Source organism: Thiohalophilus sp. (genome assembly GCF_034521165.1).
Lineage (GTDB): Bacteria > Pseudomonadota > Gammaproteobacteria > UBA6429 > Thiohalophilaceae > Thiohalophilus.
The window spans coordinates 213,702-235,593 of the sequence record NZ_JAXHMV010000002.1 but is presented as its reverse complement, the minus strand read 5'-3'; the positions used below and the strand labels follow the sequence as shown (position 1 = coordinate 235,593).

General features: G+C 60.6%; 25 protein-coding genes. 16 read left to right on the top strand and 9 right to left on the bottom strand.

Annotated features, from left to right (window positions below):
* Positions 1–131: 131 nt before the first annotated feature.
* Together purN and purM are read right to left on the bottom strand one after the other, a co-directional pair.
* The gene (purN, locus tag U5K34_RS02890) at positions 132–803 is read right to left on the bottom strand and encodes a phosphoribosylglycinamide formyltransferase (protein ID WP_322567017.1); all 672 of its coding nucleotides are present in this window, start codon (positions 801–803) and stop codon (positions 132–134) included.
* Entirely contained in the window at positions 800–1,861 is a 1,062-nt protein-coding gene (purM, locus tag U5K34_RS02885; protein ID WP_322567016.1) for a phosphoribosylformylglycinamidine cyclo-ligase, read from the bottom strand. Before purM ends, purN begins: the two co-directional genes overlap by 4 nt.
* Before the next feature lie 154 nt (positions 1,862–2,015).
* Here purM and U5K34_RS02880 point away from each other — a divergent pair, with 154 nt between their 5' ends.
* The 4 genes from U5K34_RS02880 to hda are packed head-to-tail and all read left to right on the top strand — an operon-like array spanning position 2,016 to position 5,459.
* Positions 2,016–3,149: a DUF2066 domain-containing protein gene (locus U5K34_RS02880; RefSeq protein ID WP_322567015.1), complete on the top strand. Its 1,134-nt coding sequence runs from the start codon at positions 2,016–2,018 to the stop codon at positions 3,147–3,149.
* Positions 3,146–3,709: a CDP-alcohol phosphatidyltransferase family protein gene (locus tag U5K34_RS02875; protein ID WP_322567014.1), complete on the top strand. Its 564-nt coding sequence runs from the start codon at positions 3,146–3,148 to the stop codon at positions 3,707–3,709. The genes U5K34_RS02880 and U5K34_RS02875 overlap by 4 nt, the downstream gene beginning before the upstream one ends.
* Positions 3,706–4,773 (top strand): AI-2E family transporter, encoded by a 1,068-nt coding sequence (locus U5K34_RS02870; RefSeq protein ID WP_322567013.1) that lies wholly within the window; start codon positions 3,706–3,708, stop codon positions 4,771–4,773. Before U5K34_RS02875 ends, U5K34_RS02870 begins: the two co-directional genes overlap by 4 nt.
* Positions 4,770–5,459: a DnaA regulatory inactivator Hda gene (gene hda / locus U5K34_RS02865; protein WP_322567012.1), complete on the top strand. Its 690-nt coding sequence runs from the start codon at positions 4,770–4,772 to the stop codon at positions 5,457–5,459. The genes U5K34_RS02870 and hda overlap by 4 nt, the downstream gene beginning before the upstream one ends.
* Here the strand turns inward: hda and U5K34_RS02860 are convergent.
* The 3 genes from U5K34_RS02860 to arsC are packed head-to-tail and all read right to left on the bottom strand — an operon-like array spanning position 5,410 to position 6,765.
* Positions 5,410–5,805 carry a DUF2069 domain-containing protein gene (locus U5K34_RS02860; protein WP_322567011.1) on the bottom strand — a complete coding sequence of 132 codons (396 nt, stop codon included), beginning with the start codon at positions 5,803–5,805 and terminating at the stop codon, positions 5,410–5,412. The two genes, hda and U5K34_RS02860, sit on opposite strands and share 50 nt — an antisense overlap.
* Positions 5,806–5,809: 4 nt before the next feature.
* Positions 5,810–6,418: an NAD(P)H:quinone oxidoreductase gene (gene wrbA, locus U5K34_RS02855; RefSeq protein WP_322567010.1), complete on the bottom strand. Its 609-nt coding sequence runs from the start codon at positions 6,416–6,418 to the stop codon at positions 5,810–5,812.
* Positions 6,415–6,765: an arsenate reductase (glutaredoxin) gene (arsC, locus tag U5K34_RS02850; protein ID WP_322567009.1), complete on the bottom strand. Its 351-nt coding sequence runs from the start codon at positions 6,763–6,765 to the stop codon at positions 6,415–6,417. Before arsC ends, wrbA begins: the two co-directional genes overlap by 4 nt.
* A 120-nt stretch (positions 6,766–6,885) precedes the next feature.
* Between arsC and U5K34_RS02845 the strand changes: the two genes are divergently transcribed.
* The 6 genes from U5K34_RS02845 to yccX all read left to right on the top strand — a co-directional run bounded on the left by U5K34_RS02845 (position 6,886) and on the right by yccX (position 11,073).
* Entirely contained in the window at positions 6,886–7,203 is a 318-nt protein-coding gene (locus tag U5K34_RS02845; protein ID WP_322567008.1) for a DUF4398 domain-containing protein, read from the top strand.
* Positions 7,204–7,359: 156 nt separating this feature from the next.
* Positions 7,360–7,818, top strand: coding sequence for a LysM peptidoglycan-binding domain-containing protein (locus U5K34_RS02840; protein WP_322567007.1), 459 nt, complete (start codon positions 7,360–7,362; stop codon positions 7,816–7,818).
* A gap of 339 nt (positions 7,819–8,157) precedes the next feature.
* On the top strand, positions 8,158–8,688 hold the full coding sequence (locus U5K34_RS02835) for a thioredoxin family protein (RefSeq protein ID WP_322567006.1): 531 nt from the start codon (positions 8,158–8,160) through the stop codon (positions 8,686–8,688).
* Between the two features lie 9 nt (positions 8,689–8,697).
* Positions 8,698–10,065 (top strand): TolC family protein, encoded by a 1,368-nt coding sequence (locus U5K34_RS02830; RefSeq protein WP_322567005.1) that lies wholly within the window; start codon positions 8,698–8,700, stop codon positions 10,063–10,065.
* A complete protein-coding gene (locus U5K34_RS02825) occupies positions 10,049–10,807 on the top strand; it encodes an efflux RND transporter periplasmic adaptor subunit (protein ID WP_322567004.1) in 759 nt (252 codons plus the stop codon). The genes U5K34_RS02830 and U5K34_RS02825 overlap by 17 nt, the downstream gene beginning before the upstream one ends.
* The gene (yccX, locus tag U5K34_RS02820) at positions 10,804–11,073 is read left to right on the top strand and encodes an acylphosphatase (protein WP_322567003.1); all 270 of its coding nucleotides are present in this window, start codon (positions 10,804–10,806) and stop codon (positions 11,071–11,073) included. The genes U5K34_RS02825 and yccX overlap by 4 nt, the downstream gene beginning before the upstream one ends.
* 242 nt (positions 11,074–11,315) lie before the next feature.
* On the opposite strand, the gene U5K34_RS02815 is transcribed toward yccX, so the two are convergent.
* The 4 genes from U5K34_RS02815 to U5K34_RS02800 form a co-directional block, all read right to left on the bottom strand.
* Positions 11,316–11,915, bottom strand: a complete 600-nt coding sequence (locus tag U5K34_RS02815) for a lytic transglycosylase domain-containing protein (protein WP_322567002.1) — start codon at positions 11,913–11,915, stop codon at positions 11,316–11,318.
* Positions 11,916–11,929: 14 nt separating this feature from the next.
* Positions 11,930–13,633: a proline--tRNA ligase gene (locus tag U5K34_RS02810; RefSeq protein WP_322567001.1), complete on the bottom strand. Its 1,704-nt coding sequence runs from the start codon at positions 13,631–13,633 to the stop codon at positions 11,930–11,932.
* Between the two features lie 190 nt (positions 13,634–13,823).
* Positions 13,824–14,168 carry a phenylpyruvate tautomerase MIF-related protein gene (locus tag U5K34_RS02805; RefSeq protein WP_322567000.1) on the bottom strand — a complete coding sequence of 115 codons (345 nt, stop codon included), beginning with the start codon at positions 14,166–14,168 and terminating at the stop codon, positions 13,824–13,826.
* 35 nt (positions 14,169–14,203) lie between these two features.
* The gene (locus tag U5K34_RS02800; RefSeq protein ID WP_322566999.1) at positions 14,204–14,650 is read right to left on the bottom strand and encodes a DUF4124 domain-containing protein; all 447 of its coding nucleotides are present in this window, start codon (positions 14,648–14,650) and stop codon (positions 14,204–14,206) included.
* A gap of 273 nt (positions 14,651–14,923) precedes the next feature.
* Between U5K34_RS02800 and U5K34_RS02795 the strand changes: the two genes are divergently transcribed.
* From U5K34_RS02795 to U5K34_RS02770, 6 genes are all read left to right on the top strand, one after another.
* Positions 14,924–16,642: an acetolactate synthase 3 large subunit gene (locus tag U5K34_RS02795; RefSeq protein ID WP_322566998.1), complete on the top strand. Its 1,719-nt coding sequence runs from the start codon at positions 14,924–14,926 to the stop codon at positions 16,640–16,642.
* Positions 16,642–17,136, top strand: coding sequence for an acetolactate synthase small subunit (gene ilvN / locus U5K34_RS02790; protein ID WP_322566997.1), 495 nt, complete (start codon positions 16,642–16,644; stop codon positions 17,134–17,136). The genes U5K34_RS02795 and ilvN overlap by 1 nt, the downstream gene beginning before the upstream one ends.
* Before the next feature lie 39 nt (positions 17,137–17,175).
* Positions 17,176–18,192 carry a ketol-acid reductoisomerase gene (ilvC, locus tag U5K34_RS02785; RefSeq protein ID WP_322566996.1) on the top strand — a complete coding sequence of 339 codons (1,017 nt, stop codon included), beginning with the start codon at positions 17,176–17,178 and terminating at the stop codon, positions 18,190–18,192.
* A gap of 144 nt (positions 18,193–18,336) precedes the next feature.
* Entirely contained in the window at positions 18,337–19,101 is a 765-nt protein-coding gene (gene pssA / locus U5K34_RS02780; protein ID WP_322566995.1) for a CDP-diacylglycerol--serine O-phosphatidyltransferase, read from the top strand.
* 303 nt (positions 19,102–19,404) lie between these two features.
* Positions 19,405–20,955 carry a 2-isopropylmalate synthase gene (locus tag U5K34_RS02775; protein WP_322566994.1) on the top strand — a complete coding sequence of 517 codons (1,551 nt, stop codon included), beginning with the start codon at positions 19,405–19,407 and terminating at the stop codon, positions 20,953–20,955.
* Positions 20,956–21,135: 180 nt separating this feature from the next.
* Positions 21,136–21,885: a uracil-DNA glycosylase gene (locus U5K34_RS02770; RefSeq protein ID WP_322566993.1), complete on the top strand. Its 750-nt coding sequence runs from the start codon at positions 21,136–21,138 to the stop codon at positions 21,883–21,885.
* The last annotated feature ends 7 nt before the right edge of the window (positions 21,886–21,892 follow it).

Sequence of the window (21,892 nt, the reverse complement as noted above, 5' to 3'; positions counted from 1 at the left end):
GCTTCCTGGCAAGCCCGCGGCTTTGCGAGAGCGCCGCTTATTAGTCAGACAACGCTGTTGCGACAGGTTCATTTTTAATCTTCTCGCCAGGGGTTATGATAGCGCTGTGAGCCAATTTTTCTTTGGGAGCGTTAATTTTTGGCCCGATACCGGCGTTGCTGCTCGCTGATCGGCTGGCCGTCGAATAACACGTTATCGTCTTCCAGGCGCACACGGCCACGGGCGATCCATTCGACCGCCTGCGGGTAGATCCGGTGTTCCTGAACATGGACTTTCTGCGCCAGACTCTCGGGCGTATCGCTGGCGTCGATCGGCACGCTGGCCTGCAGGATGATGGGCCCGCCGTCCAGCTCCGGGGTGACGAAGTGAACGCTGCAGCCATGCTCGGGATCGCCGGCCTCCAGGGCCCGCTGGTGGGTATTGAGCCCCTTGTAGCGCGGCAGCAGGGAAGGGTGAATGTTGATCATGCGTCCCTGGTAATGGCGCACAAACTCATCGCTTAATATGCGCATGAACCCGGCCAGGACGATCAGGTCGGGCCGGTACTCGTTGATCTGCGCCTGCAGGGCGGTGTCGTAGGCCTCGCGGGAAGCATAGTCGCGATGACTCAGGACCCGGGCGGGAATGCCGGCCTGTTCAGCGCGCCTGAGTCCATAGGCATCGGCCCGGTTGCTGATCACCGCGACAATGCGCGCCGGGACCTCACCCTGATGAATCTGATCGATCAGTGCCTGCAGATTGGTCCCGCTGCCGGAGATCAACACCACGATGCGCAGCGGGTTCGAGGTCACAGACTCGCTCATGCGATGTCGCGAATGCGGACCCGCGGCTCGCCCCCGGCGGCCTCAATTTGACCGATGACCAGCGGGGCTTCGCCCTGTTCCTGCAAGACCCCCAGGCAGGCGTCGGCATCGTCGGCCGCTACCATCAGCACCATCCCCAGTCCGTTATTGAAGGTACGGAACATCTCTTCATCGGCGATGTTGCCCTGTTCCTGCAGCCAGTCGAACACCGGCGGGCGTTGCCAGCTTTGCCGGTCGATGACGGCGACCGTGTCGGGTGGCATGACGCGCGGCAGATTCTCGAGCAGGCCGCCGCCGGTGATGTGTGCCAGGGCATGGACGTTAATCTGTTCGAACAGGGCCAGCAACGGTTTGACGTAAATCCGGGTGGGGGCCAGCAGCGCCTCGCCCAGGGTGGTGTCGCCAAACGGGGCATTCAGCTCGGCACCGCTGACTTCCACGATTTTGCGGATCAGCGAATAACCGTTGGAATGGGGACCGCTGGCGGGCAGACCGATCAGCACATCGCCGGCTGCAACCCGGGTGCCGTCGATAATGCGGCTTTTTTCCACCACCCCGACACAGAACCCGGCCAGATCATAATCGTCGCCCTGATACATGCCGGGCATTTCCGCCGTCTCACCGCCGCTCAATGCCGCACCGGCCTGGCGACAACCTTCGGCGATGCCTTTGATAACATCGGCGGCGGCCTCGATATTGAGGCGCCCGGTGGCGTAGTAATCGAGAAAGAACAGCGGTTCGGCACCCTGCACGATCAGATCATTGACACACATGGCGACCAGATCGATGCCGATGGTATCGTGGCGTTGCATCTGCATCGCCAGTTTGAGCTTGGTGCCGACCCCGTCGGTGCCCGCGACCAGCACCGGCTCACGGTAGCGGTCCAGTGGCAGTTTGAACAGGGCGCCGAAGCCGCCCAGCCCGCCCATGACTTCCGGACGCCGGGTGCTGGCGGCATAGGGTTTGATCCGCTCGATCAACTGGTTGCCGGCGTCGATATCCACGCCGGCATCACGGTAGCTCAGGCCACCGGACGGTGGGACACGGTCATTGGACACGAAAGTCTCCTGAAATTAGAGAATAAGGGCGCACCTTTTCGGGGCCGCTTCAAGGCATAATATGCCTAGTCTATCAATTCGGTCGTCGGCTTGGAATCCACGGCAGTTCGACCGGTACAATGGGACCGCATCAGGTCAGAGGAATGGCAAGCGCATGAAGTATGACAAGCAACTGGGGATTCTTTTAGCCGGGCTGATATGGCTGGTGGCGACGCCGCTGTCGGCGGAAGAGGTGCCGGGACTGTACGAGGCCGAGGTGCCGGTCGAGTCCCAGGACCGGGAGGTGCGTGAAGTCGCCCTGCGCGTGGCGCTGCAACAGGTGCTGGTGCGGGTCACCGGCCGGCGCAGGGTCCTGACCATGGCCGATATGGAACCGTTGCTGGAACAGGCGCCGCGCTATGTTCAGCAGTTTCGCTATCAGGCCCGGGAGGCGAACGGGAAGCAGGAGCCGACCGAACTGCTCTGGGTCCGGTTCGACAAACAGGCCGTGGATCGTCTGCTGCGCGAGAACCGCCTGCCGATCTGGGGCCGGACCCGACCGGCGACCCTCATCTGGCTGGTGGTCGACGATCGCCGGGAACGCGAACTGCTGAGCAACGATATGGATACCCGCGCCCGCCAGGCCATCGAACAGCAGGCCCGCCTGCGCGGCCTGCCGCTGCGTTTCCCGCTCATGGATCTGACCGATCGCAGTGTTATCAGCGTCAGCGATGTGTGGGGAAATTTCGAGGACAATATCCTGCAGGCCTCCGCCCGCTATGATGCCGAAGCGGTGCTGGTGGGGCGCGTGGCCAAAACGACCTCGGGGGGCTGGAGCGGTCGCTGGAACCTGTACCAGGAGGGGCGCAGCCAGAACTGGAATGCGGCCGGGCAGGCGCTGGAGGAAGTGATTGTCCCCGGCATTAATCGCCTGGCCGATCTCCTGGCGGAACAGTTCGCCCGGCTCGGGCAAAACGATCAGCATGAGCAACTGCGCGTGCGGGTGAGCGATGTGAACGGGCTGGCGGATTTTAACCGGGTTATGAATTACCTCAAGGATCTGGCGCTGGTTAAAGAGGTCAGCATCGAACAGATCGAGGCCAACAACCTGACCCTGATGCTCAGTTCGCGCCACGGACGCCTCGCCATTAACCAGGCTGTCTCACTGGGGCATACCCTGAAGGCCGAAACCGTGTCGATGACGCCGGCGCTATCCAACCTGCCCATGACAGGCCAGGTCATCGCGCAGGATTCCCCGGTGGAGCCGCAAACCCGCCCGGTTGATCTGCAGTACCGTCTGCTGCCGTGAATCTGCGCCAGCTGCCCAATCTGATCAGTCTGCTGCGTATCCTGCTGGTGGCGCCGGTGGTCTGGAGCCTGTTGCAGGGTGCCTATACCACGGCATTGATCCTGTTTCTGGTTGCGGGGCTGTCGGACGGGCTGGACGGCTATCTGGCCCGACGCTATCACTGGATTACCCGCCTGGGCGGGTTTCTCGATCCGCTGGGCGACAAGCTGCTGATGGTCTGCGGGTATCTGACCCTGGGCTGGATCGGCGCCTTGCCGGGCTGGCTGGTGGGCACGGTGATCGCCCGGGATGTGATCATCGTGCTCGGGACCCTGTCGTATCGCTGGCTGATCGCCAACGTGACGGCGCAGCCGCTGTTAATCAGCAAGCTCAATACCGGCTTGCAGATTGTGCTGGTGCTGCTGGTGATTCTGTCCCTGGCCGGCTGGCTGGATCTGCCCATGCTGGTCAAGGGACTCATGTATCTGGTGTTCATCACCACCGTCATGAGCGGGGCCAGCTACGTGGCCCTGTGGGGTTATCGGGCCTGGCAGCAGTGGCCGACAAGGAGACGCACATGAGCGTACAACAACGATGGTGGGTGCTGGGGGCGATCGCCCTGACCGGAACGGTGCTCTATCTGCTGGGGCCGGTGCTGGTGCCGTTTATCGGCGCGGCGATACTGGCCTATGTGGCCGATCCGCTGGTGGATCGGCTGCAGGGCTGGAAACTGCCGCGCACCCTGGCGGTGGTGCTGGTATTTATAATCTTCATTATAGTGGCGCTGTTGTTGCTGCTGGTGCTGATCCCGCTCATTGAGGAGCAGGTTCGGGTGCTGGTGCAGAAATTGCCCCGCTATATCGACTGGCTGCAGGCCGAGGGCCTGCCCTGGCTGACGGCCCGGCTGGGCATGACCGAGACGACCCTGGATCTGGCGACCCTGAAAAACGCGGTCCAGCAGCACTGGCAACAGGCAGGCGGGTTGGCCCGTGAGATGCTGGCGCAGGTTTCCCGCTCGGGACTGGCGCTGGTCGGCTGGATCGCCAACCTGATGGTGGCGGTGGTGGTGACTTTCTACCTGCTGCGCGACTGGGACAAGGTGATCGAGCGGCTGCACGTCCTGCTGCCGCGCCGCAGCGAAGCGATCATCGTCCGTCTGGCGCGCCAGGCAGATGAGGTGCTGGGCGCCTTCCTGCGCGGCCAGTTGCTGGTGATGCTGGCGCTGGGGTTAATCTATTCGGTGGGATTGTCGATTATCGGGCTGGATTTCGCCCTGCTGATCGGTCTGGTGGCGGGCCTGATCAGCTTTGTACCCTATCTGGGCACTATCGTCGGCGTACTGGCCGCGTTGATCGCCGCCCTGTTGCAGTTCCACGATCCGCTCTATCTGGTCTTTGTCGGCCTCGTCTTTGGCATTGGCCAGTTGCTGGAGGGAACCGTACTGACTCCGTTGCTGGTGGGTGATCGCATCGGCATGCACCCGGTGGCGGTGATTTTCGCGGTGCTGGCCGGTGGTCAGTTGTTCGGCTTTATCGGGGTGCTGCTGGCGCTGCCGGTGGCGGCGGTGGCGATGGTGCTGTTGCGCTATGCCCACGAGCAGTACCGGCAAAGCGATCTCTACACGGACGACTCGGAGTCGGCATGATCCGGCAGCTCCCGTTAGGCGTGCGGCTGCAGGATACGGCCACGTTCGAGAATTTTCTGCCCGTCGGCAACGAGCGGGTACTGGATGCCCTGCACACGGCCGAGGCCCCCTCGATCTATCTGTGGGGCGCCGCCGGTACCGGCAAATCGCATCTGCTGCAGGCGGTCTGCCATCAGGCGGCGGCGCAGAATCAGCGGGCCGCCTATCTGCCGCTGGCCGAACCCGGCCTGGAACCGGCCATGCTGGAAGGCATGGAGCAGTTCGATCGGCTCTGTCTGGACGATCTCGAGGCGGTGGCCGGCGATCCGGCCTGGGAGACGGCGCTGTTTCATGTCTATAACCGCCTGACCGCCGCCGGCCATCAATTGCTGGTGACCGCCACGGGCTCGCCGACGGCGCTGGGGATCCAGCTGCCCGATCTGCGCTCGCGCCTGGGCTGGGGGCCGGTGTTTCAGTTGCAACCGCTGGGCGATGCGGCCAAGCGTCAGGCGCTGCAACAGCGTGCCGCGGCCCGGGGGCTGAGCCTGGATGATGAGGTGGCCGCCTATCTGATGAGCCGCTGCCCGCGGGATATGAACTCGTTGTTCGCCCTGCTGGATGGGCTGGACGAGGCGTCGCTGGCCGCCCAGCGCCGGCTTACGATTCCCTTTGTCCGGGCGTATCTGACCCGTCAGTCTCCAGCCTGAGCTGGCGTCCGCGGTAGCGCGCATAGAGCAGGGCGCCAGTATAAAGAAGCACGCTGAACAGGATTTCCAGGCCGGCATACAGGCGCACGTCCGGACTGCTCCAGGCTTCCACCGTCCCGTGTATGAAATAGATCAGCACCAGAAAACTGGTCCAGGCGTGGGTGTAGGGCCGGCCATGAAGCAGGCCGCGCAACGGGAACAACAGCGGGCCGACCAGCAACAGCAGCACCAGCGAAATCGGCAGCAGTTGCGGGGGCGCCAGCACGGTTTGCCACAGCATCAGCAGGATCAGCAGGGCAAAATAGGCGCCCAGTGTCAGCCAGCGGGAAAAAGTAATAATATTCAATAGCCTATGCCTTGATCAGTCCGGCATCCAGCTGCGCCCGGCTAACCTGGGCCAGGCGTGTGCCCAGCGCCCGGGCGAGCTGTTCTTCTTCCTCGCTGAGGGGCCGATCGCTGTCGGGTCCCGCCAGATGACTGGCGCCGTAGGGCGTCCCGCCGCTGCGTGTGGTGTGCAGGGCGGTCTCGCTGTAGGGCAGGCCCACCAGCAGCATGCCGTGATGCAACAGCGGCAGCATCATGGAGGTGAGCGTGGTCTCCTGGCCGCCGTGCATCGAGGCGGTGGAGGTGAACACCGCTGCCGGCTTGCCCGCCAGCGCGCCCTGCAGCCAGAGGGGGCTGGTGGTATCGAGGAAATATTTGAGCGGCGCCGCCATGTTGCCGAAGCGGGTCGGGCTGCCCAGTGCGAGACCGGCGCATTCCTGCAGATCTTCCAGCCGGGCATAGGGGGCTCCGCTGTCCGGGACCGGCGGGTCGACGGCCTCAGGCGTGGGGGAGACCGGTGCGACACTGCGCAGCCGGGCCTGCAATCCGGCCTGTTCAACACCGCGGGCCACCTGGCGGGCCAGCCCGGCGGTGGCGCCGTGGCGGCTGTAATAGAGCACCAGAATCTCGCTCATGGGAGGATCTCCAGGACCTGTTCGGGCGGGCGACCGATGGCGGCCTTGTCCCCGGTCACCACGATCGGCCGTTCGATCAGTTTCGGGTAAGCAAGCAGGGCCTCGATCAATGCGTCTCGACCAAGTGATTGATCATCAAGGTTATTTTCCCTGTACTCGGGTTCGTTTTTGCGCATCAGATCGCGCGGCTCCAGCCCCAGCCAATCCAGGATCCGTTCCAGCGTGGCGCGATCCGGCGGCGTCTTGAGGTATTCGACCACCTGCGGGTCATGGCCCTGTGCTTTTAATAACTCGAGCGTCTGCCGCGATTTGGAGCAGCGGGGGTTGTGATAAATCGTCGGTTGCATAGCGTTTTGTGCGTCTTTGATGATTGCCTGACTGGCTTTGTATTCTAGCGGTTGTTGTCTTGACAGCCTATAGGGGCGGGGATACATTCGTTTGACCCTGTATCTACCCGAATTGGTTTAATGCGCCTGATCTCTTTGTCTCTCTTTTTTGGCTGGTATGTTGCGATACTGGCGTTGACCGGCTGTGCCATCTCGGCCCCTGTTCAGGAAATGAGCAATGCGCGCCAGACGATCCAGGCCGCCAGGGATGCCGGTGCGCAGGAGCATGCCCCCGAACTGTTGTCGATCGCGGAAAAATTGCTGGATCGGGCCGCGCGCAAACTGGAACAGGGGGATTACCCCATTGCCCGGGATTTCGCACTCGAAGCCCAGGAGCAGGCGATGCTGGCCCGGCAAAAAGCCGTCGACAAAACCGGAAACAGACCTCAAAACGATTGATATTGGCTTGCTATATGCGACCAAATCACTAAACTTGCCGGAACAAGGGTGGTTTGTAAGTTGCTGCCTTGACAGGCATTTACGGCCAGTGCTAGGTTGCAACGTAGAGAACAAATTGCCCTTTATCGAATTCAAAACCAACTGGAGTCCATAACAATGAAAATAGTTAACTCGCTGAAACTTGCAGGACTGCTGATCACTGCGGTCAGTATTTCTGTCGGTTGCGCGGGCACTACTGAGGAAGCACAGGAACCGGCTCCGGCGGCTCCCGCCGAAACCACCGCCCCCGAAACCCAGCCTGCCGATACCCAGACCGGTGCGCTTGGCCCGGATATGGGTGATATGTCGGACTACACCGTGGTGCGCGGTGACAACCTGTGGGACATTTCCGGCAAATCGGAAATCTACGGCAATCCTTATCAGTGGCCGCTGATTTACAAGCAAAACAGTAACAAGATCGAGGACGCTGATCTGATCTATCCGGGTCAGGTTCTGGATATTGATAACAATCCGTCCAGCATGGAAGTCGATGCGGCAGTCCGTCATGCCCGGACCCGCGGTAGCTGGTCTGTCGGTGTGGTTGAAGATTCCGATCGCGACTACCTGGCACGCTAAAACAAGTTACAGAATTTCTTTGTAACTGCCAAAAGGGCCCCTCGCGGGCCCTTTTTGTTGTCTGCTCTTCTTCTCCCCTTTTTCAGGTTCTTCCCCTCTTGCACGGGTTCCTCGCTGCGCACTGCCCGGCTGGTTGCTGTTCCCGGGCCCGATTGTGAGGGCTGTGTTAAAATTTGCCGCCGCTCGATCTGGCGGTGGATCCGATGAGGGTAACGGGTTTAAAAGCCGGGGAAACGCGGTAGAATAGCCGAGCCGGTCAACCCTGCTATCTGGCGGGAATTTTTTCGTTTTGTGACGGTCACAGACTGATGTGGCATTTCAAACATAATGGTGTGATTCATGCGTAAACTGTTTGGCTCTATTTTCGTATTGCTGCTGGCGCTGGGTACGGCGACGCTGGCCGCGGAAACCCGCGATCCCTATAAGCATTTTTTCCATGAAACCTGGGGCGATTATCAGGAAGAGCTGGAAAATGCCCGGGAGCAGGGTAAAAAAGGCGTACTTATCTTTTTTGAGATGGACGAGTGCCCCTTTTGCCACTACATGAAGGAAAACGTCCTCAATCGTCAGAAAGTCCAGGAATACTATCGTGAGCATTTTCTGAACTTCTCCGTGGATATCGAAGGGGATGTCGAGATTACCAACCTGCAGGGCGAACAGAAAAAGCAGAAGGATTTCGCGTTCAAGGAAAATCGCGTGCGGGCCACGCCGGTCTTTGCTTTCTATAATCTCGAAGGCGAGCGGATACACCGGCATACCGGCAAGACGTCCGGCGTGGAAGAATTTATGTGGATGGGTGAATACGTTGCCAACGGAATCTACAAGGATATGTCGTTTACCCGTTACAAACGTGAAAAACGAAAAGAATAATCTTACGACATGAATCGAGCAATCGTGTTTCGCCCGCACGCCTGGTTGTGCGGCCTGCTGCTGTTGGGCATGACGAGCGGTTATGCGCAGCAGAGCGATGAAAAACCCGAACCGTTGCCGGAGCCGCTGACGCTCGACAAGGCCCTGGCGCTGGCCGATGAACCGCATCCCGATCTGCAAATCGCGGAGGCGCGCATCCAGGTGGCCGAGGCGGAACTGCAGGGAGCCCGTGCCGGGGACGATCTGGATGTCTATGTCGATGGCGCGCTGGCCCATGTGGAACCGCCCGATTACGCCTTCAATCAAAGTAACGATGATCATCGCCTGTTGCTGAATGTCGATAAAACGCTCTACGACTTCGGTCGAACCCGCTCGGCCAGTGCTGCCGCAGCCCGACAACTCGACAGTCACAAACTTCTGCGCGTCAACACGCGCCAGCAACGGCGCCTGGCGATCATGCAGCGCTATTTTGATGTGGTGCTGGCCGACTTGCAGTACTACCGCTATAACGAGGAGATGGCGGTCGAGTTTGTCGAGCTGGACAAGTTGCGCGATCGGCACGAGCTCAAGCAAATCTCCGATCTGGAACTGCTGGAGCAGGAAGCGGTTTTTCAGCGTTCCCGTTACCGGCGTTCCCGGGCCCAGAACCGCCAGCGTGAGACCCGGGCCCGACTGGCGCAGGCACTGAACCGGCCCGGCCAGTTACCCCGCAATGTGGTCCCCCCTGCCTTGCCGGACATCGAACGGGAGCTGCCGGAAGTGGAACAGCTGCAAGCGCTGGCACTGCAGGAAAACCCGGTGGTGAAATCGCTGCGGGAACGGCTTGAAGCCGCGCACGCGCGGGTCGAAGGGGCCCGCGCTGGTGATAATCCGACTGTCAGTGGCAAGTTGCAGGCCGGCGCCTATTCCCGGGAGCGCAACAGTTACGACGATTTTCGTGCCGAACTGCAAGTGACTATCCCGCTGTACGATGGCAGCCGTACCGATGCCGGCGTGGCGCGCGAAAAGGCTCGCCTGTTCGAAACGCGGGCGATGCTGACACGGGCGGAACGCGATGTCCGCCAGCAGGTGCTGGAGCTGTGGTTGCAACTGGATTCGCTCAAGGCCCGACGCGAGCAGCGCCAGAGCGAAAAACGTTATCGCGAACTTTATCTGGATCGCAGTCGTGCTCTTTACGAGCTGGAAGTCAGAGCGGATCTGGGTGATTCCATGGTGCGTTATACCGAAGCGGAACGGAACACCGCCGAAAGCGATTATGAGACCGCCCTGGCCTGGGCTCGGCTGAATGCCTTGCTGGGCCGGCTGGATGTCGAACAACCCTTTGTGCCTCCGCAGAATACGACGCAAAAGGAAGAGAGCAATGAACAGGCAAATTAAATTCGTGGCGGCGACGTTATTGCTGCTCAGCGGCCACGCTGCAGCAGCCGAGTACGATGCCCGGCTGGAATGGGAGCGGCGCGTTGAACTGGGCACGCCGGTACAGGGCGTGATCAGCGAGGTGACCGCGCAGGCCGGGCAACGGGTGAAGGCCGGTGCCGTGCTGGTGCAACTGGACGATCGGGGCTTCAGGGCCGATGTGAGCAAGGCCCGTAGCCGACTGGAGAGTCTCAAGGCCGTGCGCGCGGAAGCTCGCCGCGAGCGGGATCGCGCCGAGGAACTGTATGACCGTACCGTGTTATCGGATCATGAGCTGCAAATGGCGTTAAACGACGCCAAGCAGGCCGAGGCGGATTATGCCGCGGCCCGCGCGGCACTGGTGCAGGCCCGGTTGAACCTGGAATACAGCGCGGTGCGTTCTCCGTTTGATGCCCTGGTGATCAGCGTCTTTGCCGAACAGGGTCAGACAGTGATCAATGATCTGCAACCGCTGACACTGGTTACCGTGGCCGATGCCAATTCCATGGTTGCCCGTGCCGAACTCACCGAAGCACAGACTCGCTCCCTCGAAGTGGGTCAGGAAGCGGCGGTGAACATCGCGGGTCGCCGGCATACCGGCCAAATCAAGAGTATCGGCCTGGAACCGGTCGAGGGCACGGAACGGTATGCCGTGGCGGTCAGCTTCCCGCTGGAAGACCAGCGTTACCGGGTCGGGCAAACCGCCAGCATCGAACTGCCATGAATCTCTGTCGCCAGTGTCGGGTCACGGGCCGGGTGCAGGGGGTGTTCTTCCGCGACAGCACCCGCCACGAAGCGCAACGCCTGGGCCTGACCGGTTACGTCCGTAACCGGGACGACGGCTCGGTGGAAGTCCTCGCCTGCGGCTCCGACGCCAGAGTCCGCCAGCTCTGCGACTGGCTGTGGGAAGGCTCGCCCATGGCCCAGGTTGACCAGGTCGACTGCGAAACCGTCGACACCCCGCCGCCATCACATTTCACCACTGAATAGAACGCTGTAACAAACACTTTTCAGGTTCTCTGGAAGGAAACGCGGAGGACGCAGAGACGCAAAGAACACAAAGGAATAAATTATTGTTGTGAAGCAATCGGACAGGTGGCCTGGGTTTATTGCAATACAAACGTTTTGAAAAAATTTACGCAACTTGATTTTTATTCTTGTCCTTTGCGAACTCTGCGCCTTTGCGTTCTTTGCGTTGTTTCCAGCGACTGTGAGAAGAGATTATTGCTTTGTCAGTACCGCCGCCAGCGGTTGTCGAGGGCAGTGTAGATTTTGGTGGTGTAGCGGTGGCTGCCGTAGCTGCCGTTGTAGCGGGCGAGGGCGGGGGTGAGGTTGCCGTTTTCCTTTTCCAGGTAGTATTTGAGGATGGTGCAGCCCATACGCAGGTTGGTGCGGATGTCGAACAGGTTATCGCCGGGCTGGCCGATTTCGTCCAGCCAGAAGGGCATGACCTGCATCAGGCCCATGGCGCCGGCGCTGGAGATGGCAAAGCGATCGAAGTTGCTTTCCACCTCGATGACCGCCAGCACCAGTTCGGGCCAGAGCCCGGCCCGTTTGGCTTCAAAGTGAATCTGTTTGAGCAGCGAAAGGCGGCGCTGCGGATCGGGCACTCGTGCCTTGAGCCGTTGGGACATGTCGACCAGCCAGACTTCCGCCTCGAACCGATCCTCGAAACTGTCGTTTTCGTTGATCGCCTGCTGTAGCAGCTGGCGCAGTTCGGGATCGACATTGCCCTGTTCCGCCGCCAGTGACGGGCCAACAAGCAGTCCCCCGAACAGGAATAACGTTGCGGCCCGAATCAGGGAGGATGCTTGTTTTGCCAGCGGCCGCATCACGGTGTCCCGGGTTATTGCAGCTGTTGCCGGATATGGTCGATGATCTGATCGACCGGGATTTCCTGCGCGTCGGTCTCGCGGCGGGTTTTGTATTCCACGACCCCTTTGTCCAGGCTGCGATCGCCGATGACAATGCGATGCGGGATGCCGATCAACTCCATGTCAGCGAACATGACCCCGGGGCGTTCCTTGCGATCGTCCAGCAATACATCGATACCGGCCTGCTGTAAGTTTGTATACAGCTGTTCGGCGGTGTCGCGCAGTCGTTGCGACTTGTGCATGTTCAGCGGCAGGATCGCTACCTGCCAGGGCGCGATGGCGTCGGGCCAGATGATACCGCGCTCATCGTGGTTCTGTTCGATGGCGGCGGCGACCACCCGCGAGACGCCGATGCCGTAACAGCCCATGGTCATCACCACCGAGTGACCGTTTTCATCCAGCACGGTGGCCTTCATGGCATCGCTGTATTTATCGCCCAGCTGGAAGATATGCCCGACCTCGATGCCGCGCTTGATCGAGAGCGTTCCCTGGCCATCGGGGGAAGGGTCGCCCTCGATCGCATTGCGGATGTCGACCGTGGCCGGTTGCGGCAGATCGCGCCCCCAGTTGACACCGGTCAGGTGTTGGTCCGGTTGATTGGCGCCGCAGACAAAGTCGGCGATCAGGGCGCCGTGATCCACCTGCAAGGGAACTTCCAGACCCACCGGCCCGATGGACCCGGGCTCGCAGCCGCAGGCCTGTTTGACTTCCGCGTCACTGGCGAAACGCAGCGGCGGGGTAATGCCTTCGAGCTTTTCCACCTTGAGCATATTCAGTTCGTGATCGCCGCGCAGAATCAGGGCATGAACCTGTTCCCCGGCATCGACCACCAGCAGGGTTTTGAGGCACTGGCTGGCGGGCACATCGAGGAACGCGGCCAGCTGTTCGATGGTGTGCTGGCCGGGCGTATCCACGCGCTGCATCGTGGCGCCGGCGGGCGGCAGGCTGTCACTGACCGGCTGTGTGGGTGCCAGTTCCACATTGGCGGCGTAGTCGCTGTCGCTGCTGAAGGCGATGGCATCTTCCCCCGAGTCGGCCAGCACATGGAATTCATGGGAGAGCTTGCCACCGATGGAGCCGGTGTCGGCCTGGACCGGGCGGTAGTCGAGCCCCAGGCGTGAAAAAATACGGCAATAGGTGTCGTGCATGCGGTGGTAGGTTTCATCCAGCGAGGCATCGTCCAGATGAAAGGAGTAGGCGTCTTTCATCAGAAACTCGCGGGCCCGCATCACCCCGAAGCGGGGGCGGATCTCATCGCGAAACTTGGTCTGGATCTGATAGAGATTGGTCGGCAGCTGCTTGTAGCTGCGGATTTCGCGCCGGATCAGATCGGTGATGACCTCCTCGTGGGTCGGGCCGAAACAGAAGTCGCGCCCGTGGCGATCGGCCAGTCGCAGCAGTTCCGGCCCGTACTGTTCCCAGCGGCCCGACTCTTCCCACAGCTCGGCCGGTTGCACCGCCGGCATCAGCACCTCCTGGGCACCGGCACGGTCCATCTCTTCGCGGATGATATTCTCCACCTTGCGCAGCACCCGCAGCCCCATGGGCAGCCAGGTATAGAGCCCGGCGGCGAGTTTGCGAATCATCCCCGCGCGCAGCATCAGCTGGTGACTGATGATTTCGGCGTCGGCCGGGGTTTCCTTCAGGGTGGAGAGCAACAGACGGGAGCTACGCATAATTTTCGCTTTGTTATGTGATGGAGTTAAATGGCCATTTTATCCCAAATTTTCAGGCAGGGACGAGGGCCGAGGGACGAGTTACGAGGAAAACAGCACAAAATCTCACCACGAAGACGCGAAGATACGAAGTGAATTGACTGGTCTCCTTCGTGTCTTGGTGTCTTCGTGGTTAAGCTTTTGGGGTAGTCTAGAAAGTCGAGCTGTTCCAGCCCCACATGGCGCGCGGGGCGTTGGCGAATTCGATGTAGACCCGTTCAGGATCGATGCCCAGTTGTTCCTGGATGAGACCACAGAGGGCCTCGGACAGGGCCGGGGTCTTGTCCTGCGGCAGGCCGATGCTTTTCAGTTCCAGGTAGGCCAGCGGGTCGGTGCTGCCGCCGAAGGACATGGGAACCGGCGGCTCCAGGGCCACCATCACGTAGCGCTCGGGCTTGCCCAGTTGCCCGGCCACCAGGGCGGAGGCGGCACTGACCAGTTGTTCGGCCCGCGCCGGTTCGACGGATTGATTGCTCTGAATCTTGAGTAGCGGCATGCTAAAACTCCCTCACGCAGGTCAGTCCCCGTAAGTCAGTCACAGAAATCCCGGATCGCCTGTTTGGCTTCGTCGATTTTTTGCTGACGTTCCTCGTCGCTGATGCGCACCACTTCGCCTTCTTCATTGCGAATCCGGCGATAGACGGTGTAAATCTCCAGGTTCTTTTTCGCGGCTTCGCAGTTTTCTTCGCGCATCTGTTCGGCCTGTTGCTGCTCGCGGGCGACGGTGTCACTCTCTTCTTCGTCCGGTTGCAGGTTGGGCGACGGGCGGCTGCTGGCCGGCGCGGAGTTGCTGCCGGGCCTGGCCTGGGAGGAGATGTTGGTCATTACCTCGTAGGGCGTATCGGGGTTCTCGGGCGGATTCTGGGAATAGACCGTGTTGCCCGACTCGTCCTGATACTTGTAGGTGGCGGCCAGCGCGGTCGGGGTCGCCAGGGCGAGCAGCAGGAGTAGAGCGAAAAGCTTGTTGATTGTTTTCATGAGCGTATTCTGCGCAGGTTGCGGTTAAGGGGTTGTAAAGCCTGTCTCAGGAGTGGTTTTCGCATGTCGCGCCCGCCGGGTCAAGTTACTGTCGGCAACAACCACGGCGAGGGTCCGGAAATTGTGTCGCGGCGGCAGGTTTTGCCGGCTTTCTGTCGACATTCCGTGTATTTATACCGTTTTACCGATTATAATGGGCGTCCCTGCCCGTTGCGACGGGTATTTTTTTCGCAGCGACGCAACATTTCTGGAACGCATCTGGGAGTACACAACGTGAAACTCAGTGGAGCCGAAATCGTAGTCCAGTTCCTGAAGGACGAGGGCGTTGAATACGTCTTCGGCTATCCGGGCGGCGCGGTTCTGCATATCTATGACGCCCTGTTCAATCAGGATGAGGTCAAGCACATCCTGGTTCGCCACGAACAGGGCGCGACTCATTCGGCCGACGGCTATGCCCGCGCGACCGGCAAGCCGGGCGTGGTGCTGGTCACCTCCGGTCCGGGGGCGACCAATGCCGTGACCGGCATTGCTACCGCCTACATGGACTCGATTCCGATGGTGATCATCACCGGTCAGGTGGCGACCCATTATATTGGCAGTGACGCGTTCCAGGAGGTGGATGCGGTCGGCATTACCCGTCCCTGCGTGAAACACAACTTTCTGGTGAAACGGGCCGAGGATCTGGGCGAGACCCTGCGCAAGGCCTTCTATGTGGCGAGCACCGGCCGGCCCGGCCCGGTGGTGGTGGATATTCCCAAGGACACGACTGATCCGAACATCAAGATCGATTATGAATACCCGGGCGAAGTCGAGATGCGCTCCTATCAGCCGGTGGTCAAGGGCCACCCCGGCGAGATCAGCCGGGCGATGGAGCTGATCCTCGCGGCGCGCCGGCCGATGATCTACACCGGCGGCGGGGTCGTGCTGAGCAATGCCGACGCCGAGCTGATCGAATTCACCCGCACCCTGGGCTATCCCATTACCCAGACCCTGATGGGCCTCGGTGCCTATCCGGCCAGCGACAAGCAACATCTGGGCATGCTCGGCATGCACGGTACCTACGAGGCCAACATGGCGATGCACGAGTGCGATGTGCTGATCGCCATCGGCGCGCGCTTCGACGATCGGGTGACCGGCGACGTCAAACAGTTTTGCCCGGATGCCAGGATCATTCACATCGATATCGATCCTTCGTCCATTTCCAAGAACGTGCGGGTGGATGTGCCCATCGTCGGCGATATCAAGCATGTGCTGTCGGATATGAACAAGGCGATCAAGGCCTCGAAGAAAAAGCCGGATGCCAAGCCGCTGGATCAGTGGTGGCAGCAGATCGAGGCCTGGAAAAGCAAAAACTGCCTGCGTTACGATCGCAACAGCGCGCTGATCAAGCCGCAGTTCGTGATCGAAAAACTGCACGAGGTGACCGGCGGCGACGCCTATGTGACCTCCGACGTGGGCCAGCATCAGATGTTCGCGGCGCAGTTCTATCCGTTTGACAAGCCGCGTCGCTGGATCAACTCCGGCGGCCTGGGCACCATGGGCTTCGGCCTGCCGGCTGCGCTGGGCGTGCAACTGGCCTATCCCGACAGTCAGGTGGCCTGTGTCACCGGCGAGGCGAGTATCCAGATGTGTATCCAGGAGCTGTCCACCGCGCTGCAATACATGCTGCCGGTCAAGATCGTCAACCTGAACAACCGTTATATGGGCATGGTGCGTCAGTGGCAGGAGTTCTTCTACGACAGCCGCTATTCCCATTCCTATCTGGATGCGTTGCCCGATTTCGTCAAACTGGCGGAAAGCTACGGCCACGTGGGCATGCGTATCGAGCAGCCGGGGGACGTGGAAGGTGCGCTCAGGGAAGCCTTCGCCATGAAGGACCGGCTGGTGTTCATGGACTTCATTACCGATCAGACCGAGAACGTCTATCCGATGATTGCCGCCGGCAAGGGGCATCATGAGATGCACCTGTCACCGGAGAGGGAGCTGGCCTGATGCGACATATCATTTCACTGTTGATGGAAAACGAGGCCGGGGCCCTGTCCCGGGTGGCGGGGCTCTTCTCGGCGCGCGGTTACAACATCGAATCGTTGACCGTGGCGCCGACCGAGGATGCCTCCCTGTCGCGCATGACGATCGTGACCAGCGGTTCGGACGAGATCATCGAGCAGATCTTCAAGCAGCTGAACAAGCTGGTCGATATAGTCAAACTGGCGGATATTTCCGAGGGCAATCATATCGAACGGGAACTGATGATGGTCAAGGTCTCGACCCCCTCGGATCAGGCGCGTGCCGAACTCAAGCGTATGGCGGACATTTTCCGCGGCCGCATACTGGATGTCACTGACGAGACTTATATCATCGAACTGACCGGTAACGGCACCAAGCTGGATGCCTTTCTCGGTGCAATCGACGCGGAGCTGATTATCGAAACGGTTCGTTCCGGTGCTACGGGTGTTGCACGCGGCAGCCGGGCATTGCACGTTTAATCTTCAATTAATTAAAAACTGGATTGGCAGGTATTACGTATGAATATCTATTACGACAAAGATTGCGATCTCTCCATCATCAAGGGCAAGAAGGTAGCTGTTATTGGTTACGGCTCCCAGGGCCATGCCCATGCGAACAACCTGAAGGACTCCGGCGTGGATGTCATCGTCGGCCTGCGTGAAGGTTCCGCTTCCGCCAAAAAGGCGCAGGAAGCCGGCCTGAGTGTCAAGAATGTCCCCGAGGCTGTCGCGGGCGCCGATGTAATCATGGTGCTGACCCCGGATGAGTACCAGGCCCGGATTTACAAAGATGATATCGAGCCGAGTCTGAAAAAGGGCGCGACCCTGGCCTTTGCCCACGGCTTCAGCATTCATTACAACCAGGTGGTGCCGCGCGAGGATCTCGACGTGATCATGATTGCGCCCAAGGCGCCGGGCCATACCGTGCGCAGTGAATTCGTGCGCGGTGGCGGGATTCCCGATCTGATCGCCGTGTTCCAGGACGCCTCCGGCAAGGCCAAGGAGACCGCCATGTCCTATGCCTCGGCCATCGGTGGCGGTCGCACCGGCATCATCGAAACCAGCTTCAAGGACGAGACCGAAACCGATCTGTTCGGCGAGCAGGCCGTGCTGTGTGGTGGCGCGGTGGAACTGGTCAAAGCCGGTTTCGAGACCCTGGTGGAAGCCGGCTATGCGCCGGAGATGGCTTACTTCGAATGTCTGCACGAGCTGAAGCTGATCGTGGATCTGATGTACGAAGGCGGTATCGCCAACATGAACTACTCCATCTCCAACAACGCCGAGTATGGCGAGTACGTCACCGGTGCCAAGGTGATCAACGAGGAGAGTCGCTGGGCGATGAAAGAAGCCCTGCACAACATCCAGACCGGCGAGTATGCCAAGAAGTTCATCCTCGAAGGCATGAGCAACTATCCGGAGATGACCGCCATGCGCCGGCTCAACGCCGAACATCCGATCGAGCAGGTCGGCGAGAAGCTGCGCGAGATGATGCCCTGGATCAAGGCCAACGCCCTGGTCGACAAGAGCAAGAACTGAGCGCGTCGCGTTTCGCTTGATAAAAGGCCGGTTTTCTAACCGGCCTTTTGCGTTTGGGCCGCTGAAATTCCCTTGCACGGGGCTCTGCAGCGGAGGGGGTTTACGTTATGATCGGTATCTCGTTCTTAACACGCGTTTGATTTGATGAGCAGAAAATCCCAGACCGATCAGCATCGTCGCGGCATCTATCTGCTGCCTAACCTGTTTACCACGGCGGCCCTGTTCTCGGGGTTTTACGCTATCGTGGCGGCCATGCATGGCCGCTTCGAGCCGGCCGCGATTGCCATTTTCGTGGCCATGCTGCTGGATGGGATCGACGGGCGGGTGGCACGCCTGACCAACACCCAGAGCGATTTTGGCGCCGAGTATGACAGCCTGTCGGACATGGTCTCCTTCGGGCTGGCGCCGGCGCTGGTGATTTACGAATGGGCTCTGTCGGATCTGGGCAAGCTCGGCTGGCTGGCGGCCTTTATCTACACCGCCACGGCGGCGCTGCGGCTGGCCCGGTTCAATACCCAGGTGGAGCATGCCGACAAGCGTTATTTTCAGGGGCTGGCCAGTCCCTCGGCGGCGGCGATCATTGCCGGCGGGGTCTGGGTGGGTGAGCACTACGACGTGTTCCCCGCCCAGTTCGATTATCTGGTCTGGGCGATCACGGTGCTGGTGGGCCTGCTGATGGTCAGTAATGTCCGCTACTACAGCTTCAAGACCTTCAATCTGCGTAACCGGGTGCCGTTTGTGGCCATTCTGGTCATTGTCCTGATCCTGGTGCTGGTGTCGGCCAATCCCCCGGTGGTGCTGTTCAGCGTGTTCGCGGTTTACGCCCTGTCGGGGCCGGTACTGACCCTGATCCAGTTGCGCCAGCGCCGTGCCGAGCGGGATCAGGCCCATCGCCACGAGGAGTCGTAACAGGGCTTGGAAAACGGCGCAAGAGACGTTATATTGAGTCTAAATGATTGAGCGAAATGCCCGGACAATGACGCGTTCGAACCACAGCGACATCTCTGTCACTGCTTCCCCGATGCAGGGCCTGCCCCTGTTCGTCCGGTTGACCTCCCTGGATGCTCTCCTGAACCTGCGACTGCTGCCCTGAGGGGCAAATAACAGCAGACGACGCGCCGGGCTGGGCGCCACAACCTCACAGCCCAACAAGCACAGAATTTTCAGGTTAACTGCCAACCCATGCCATAATGGGTTATCAGGAGAGAGACAATGAGCGACGACAGATTAATCATATTCGATACCACCTTGCGCGACGGCGAGCAGAGTCCCGGGGCCTCCATGACCAAGGAGGAGAAGATCCGTATTGCCCGCGCCCTGGAACGTATGAAGGTGGACGTGATCGAGGCCGGTTTCCCGGTGGCCAGTACCGGCGACTTCGATGCCGTGCGCGCCGTGGCGCGCAGTATCAAGGACAGTACCGTCTGCGGCCTGTCCCGCGCGCTGGACACGGACATCGATCGTGCCGGTGAGGCATTGAAGGAGGCCAACAGCGCCCGCATCCACACCTTCATCGCCACCTCGCCGATTCATATGCAGATGAAACTGCGCATGGAGCCGGACCAGGTGGTGGAACAGGCGATCCGCGCGGTCAAGCGCGCCCGCCAGTACACCGACAACGTCGAGTTCTCGGCCGAGGACGCCGGGCGCTCCGAGCTGGACTTTCTGTGCCGCATCGTCGAGGAAGTCATCAAGGCCGGCGCCACCACCATCAACATTCCGGACACGGTCGGCTATAACGTGCCGCAGCAGTTCGGCGAGACCATTCGCCAGTTGATCGAGCGGGTACCCAACTCGGACAAGGCGGTCTTTTCCGTGCATTGCCATAACGATCTGGGGCTGGCCGTGGCCAACTCCCTCTCCGCGGTATTGAATGGCGCCCGTCAGGTCGAGTGCACCATCAACGGACTGGGCGAGCGGGCCGGTAATGCCTCGCTGGAAGAGATCGTCATGACGGTCAAGACCCGCAAGGACATCTTCCCCTGCAGTGTCGATCATCTCGATACCCGCGAGATCGTCCCGACCTCCAAGCTGGTGTCGGGCATCACCGGTTTTGCCGTGCAGCCCAACAAGGCGATCGTCGGCGCCAATGCCTTTGCCCATGAATCGGGTATCCATCAGGATGGCGTACTCAAGAGCCGCGAGACCTACGAGATCATGAGCGCCGAGGATGTCGGCTGGTCGGCCAACCGCATGGTGCTGGGCAAACACTCGGGGCGCAACGCCTTCCGTTCGCGGCTCAAGGAGCTGGGCGTGGAATTCGATTCCGAGGATGAATTGAACGAGGCCTTCGCCCGCTTCAAGAACCTGGCCGACAAGAAGCACGAGATCTTCGACGAGGACTTGCAGGCACTGGTGACCGAAACCGGCATCTCCGCCGAGAACGAGCATATCCATCTGGTGGCCATGCGGGTCTGCTCCGAAACCGGCGAGACCCCGCACGCCAACGTGACCCTCAACGTGGACGGCCACGAACAGCAGGCCGAGGCCGACGGCGGCGGGCCGGTGGATGCGGCCTTCCGGGCCATTGAACAGGTGATCCACAGCGGCAGCGAGTTGCTGCTCTATTCGGTGAACAACATCACCAGCGGCACCGACGCTCAGGGCGAGGTTACCGTGCGCATGGAAAAGGGCGGGCGGATCGTCAACGGCCAGGGCGCCGACACCGACATCGTCATCGCCTCCGCCAAGGCGTATATCAACGCCCTGAACAAGATCGTCTCGCCGGTCGAGCGGGAACATCCGCAGGCCGCCGACGTCTAGTCGGCGGCCAGGGGCGAGGTCCGAGGGACGAGGAAAAAAGCTTAAAAACTCACCACCAAGACACCAAGACACCAAGGCACGAAGAAAATAATTGTGCATTCTTGGTGTCTTGGCGTCTTGGTGGTTAACGCTTTTCCTCGTCCCTCGCCCCTTTTCTTTCGTAGGTGGTAAACTCATCCCATGTCTCCTGTCACGCCACAACAACGCCGCTATCTGGACGCGATGGGGATCGATGTCTGGGTGCGGCGGGATCAGGTGTTGCCGGAGGCGGCGGCTGTGGCGCAAGCCGAATCGGCCTCGATTGAGTCTGCGCTGGCGCCGGAACCGGCGGTGCCGCTGGAGGCGCCGGGCGAGGGGCTGCCGGATGTCAGTGAACTGGACTGGGATGGCCTGCGCCAGCGGGTGGCCGGTTGCCGGTTGTGCGAGTTGCACCAGAGCCGCACGCAGACCGTGTTCGGGGTGGGGGATCAGCAGGCCCGCTGGCTGATCGTCGGCGAGGCCCCCGGGGTCGATGAAGATCGCCAGGGTGAGCCGTTTGTCGGCCGGGCCGGCAAGTTGCTCAATGCCATGCTGCAGGCGGTGGGATTGTCTCGCGAGCAGGTCTATATCGCCAATATTCTCAAATGCCGGCCGCCGAATAACCGGGATCCCCGGCCCGAAGAGGCGGCCTGCTGTTTTCCCTATCTGCGTCGCCAGATCGAACTCATTCAGCCGGACTTGATTATTGCGGTGGGTCGTATCGCCGCCCAGCGGCTGCTCGACTGCAATACGCCGCTGAACCGGTTACGGGGCAGTGTGCAGCAGCTGGAATCCACCGCTACCCCGGTCATCGTGACTTACCATCCGGCCTATCTGCTGCGTAGTCCGGCGGACAAGCGCAAGGCGTGGGAAGATTTGCTGTTTGCCCGCTCCCTGACAACCGGCGAATAACCGGTAT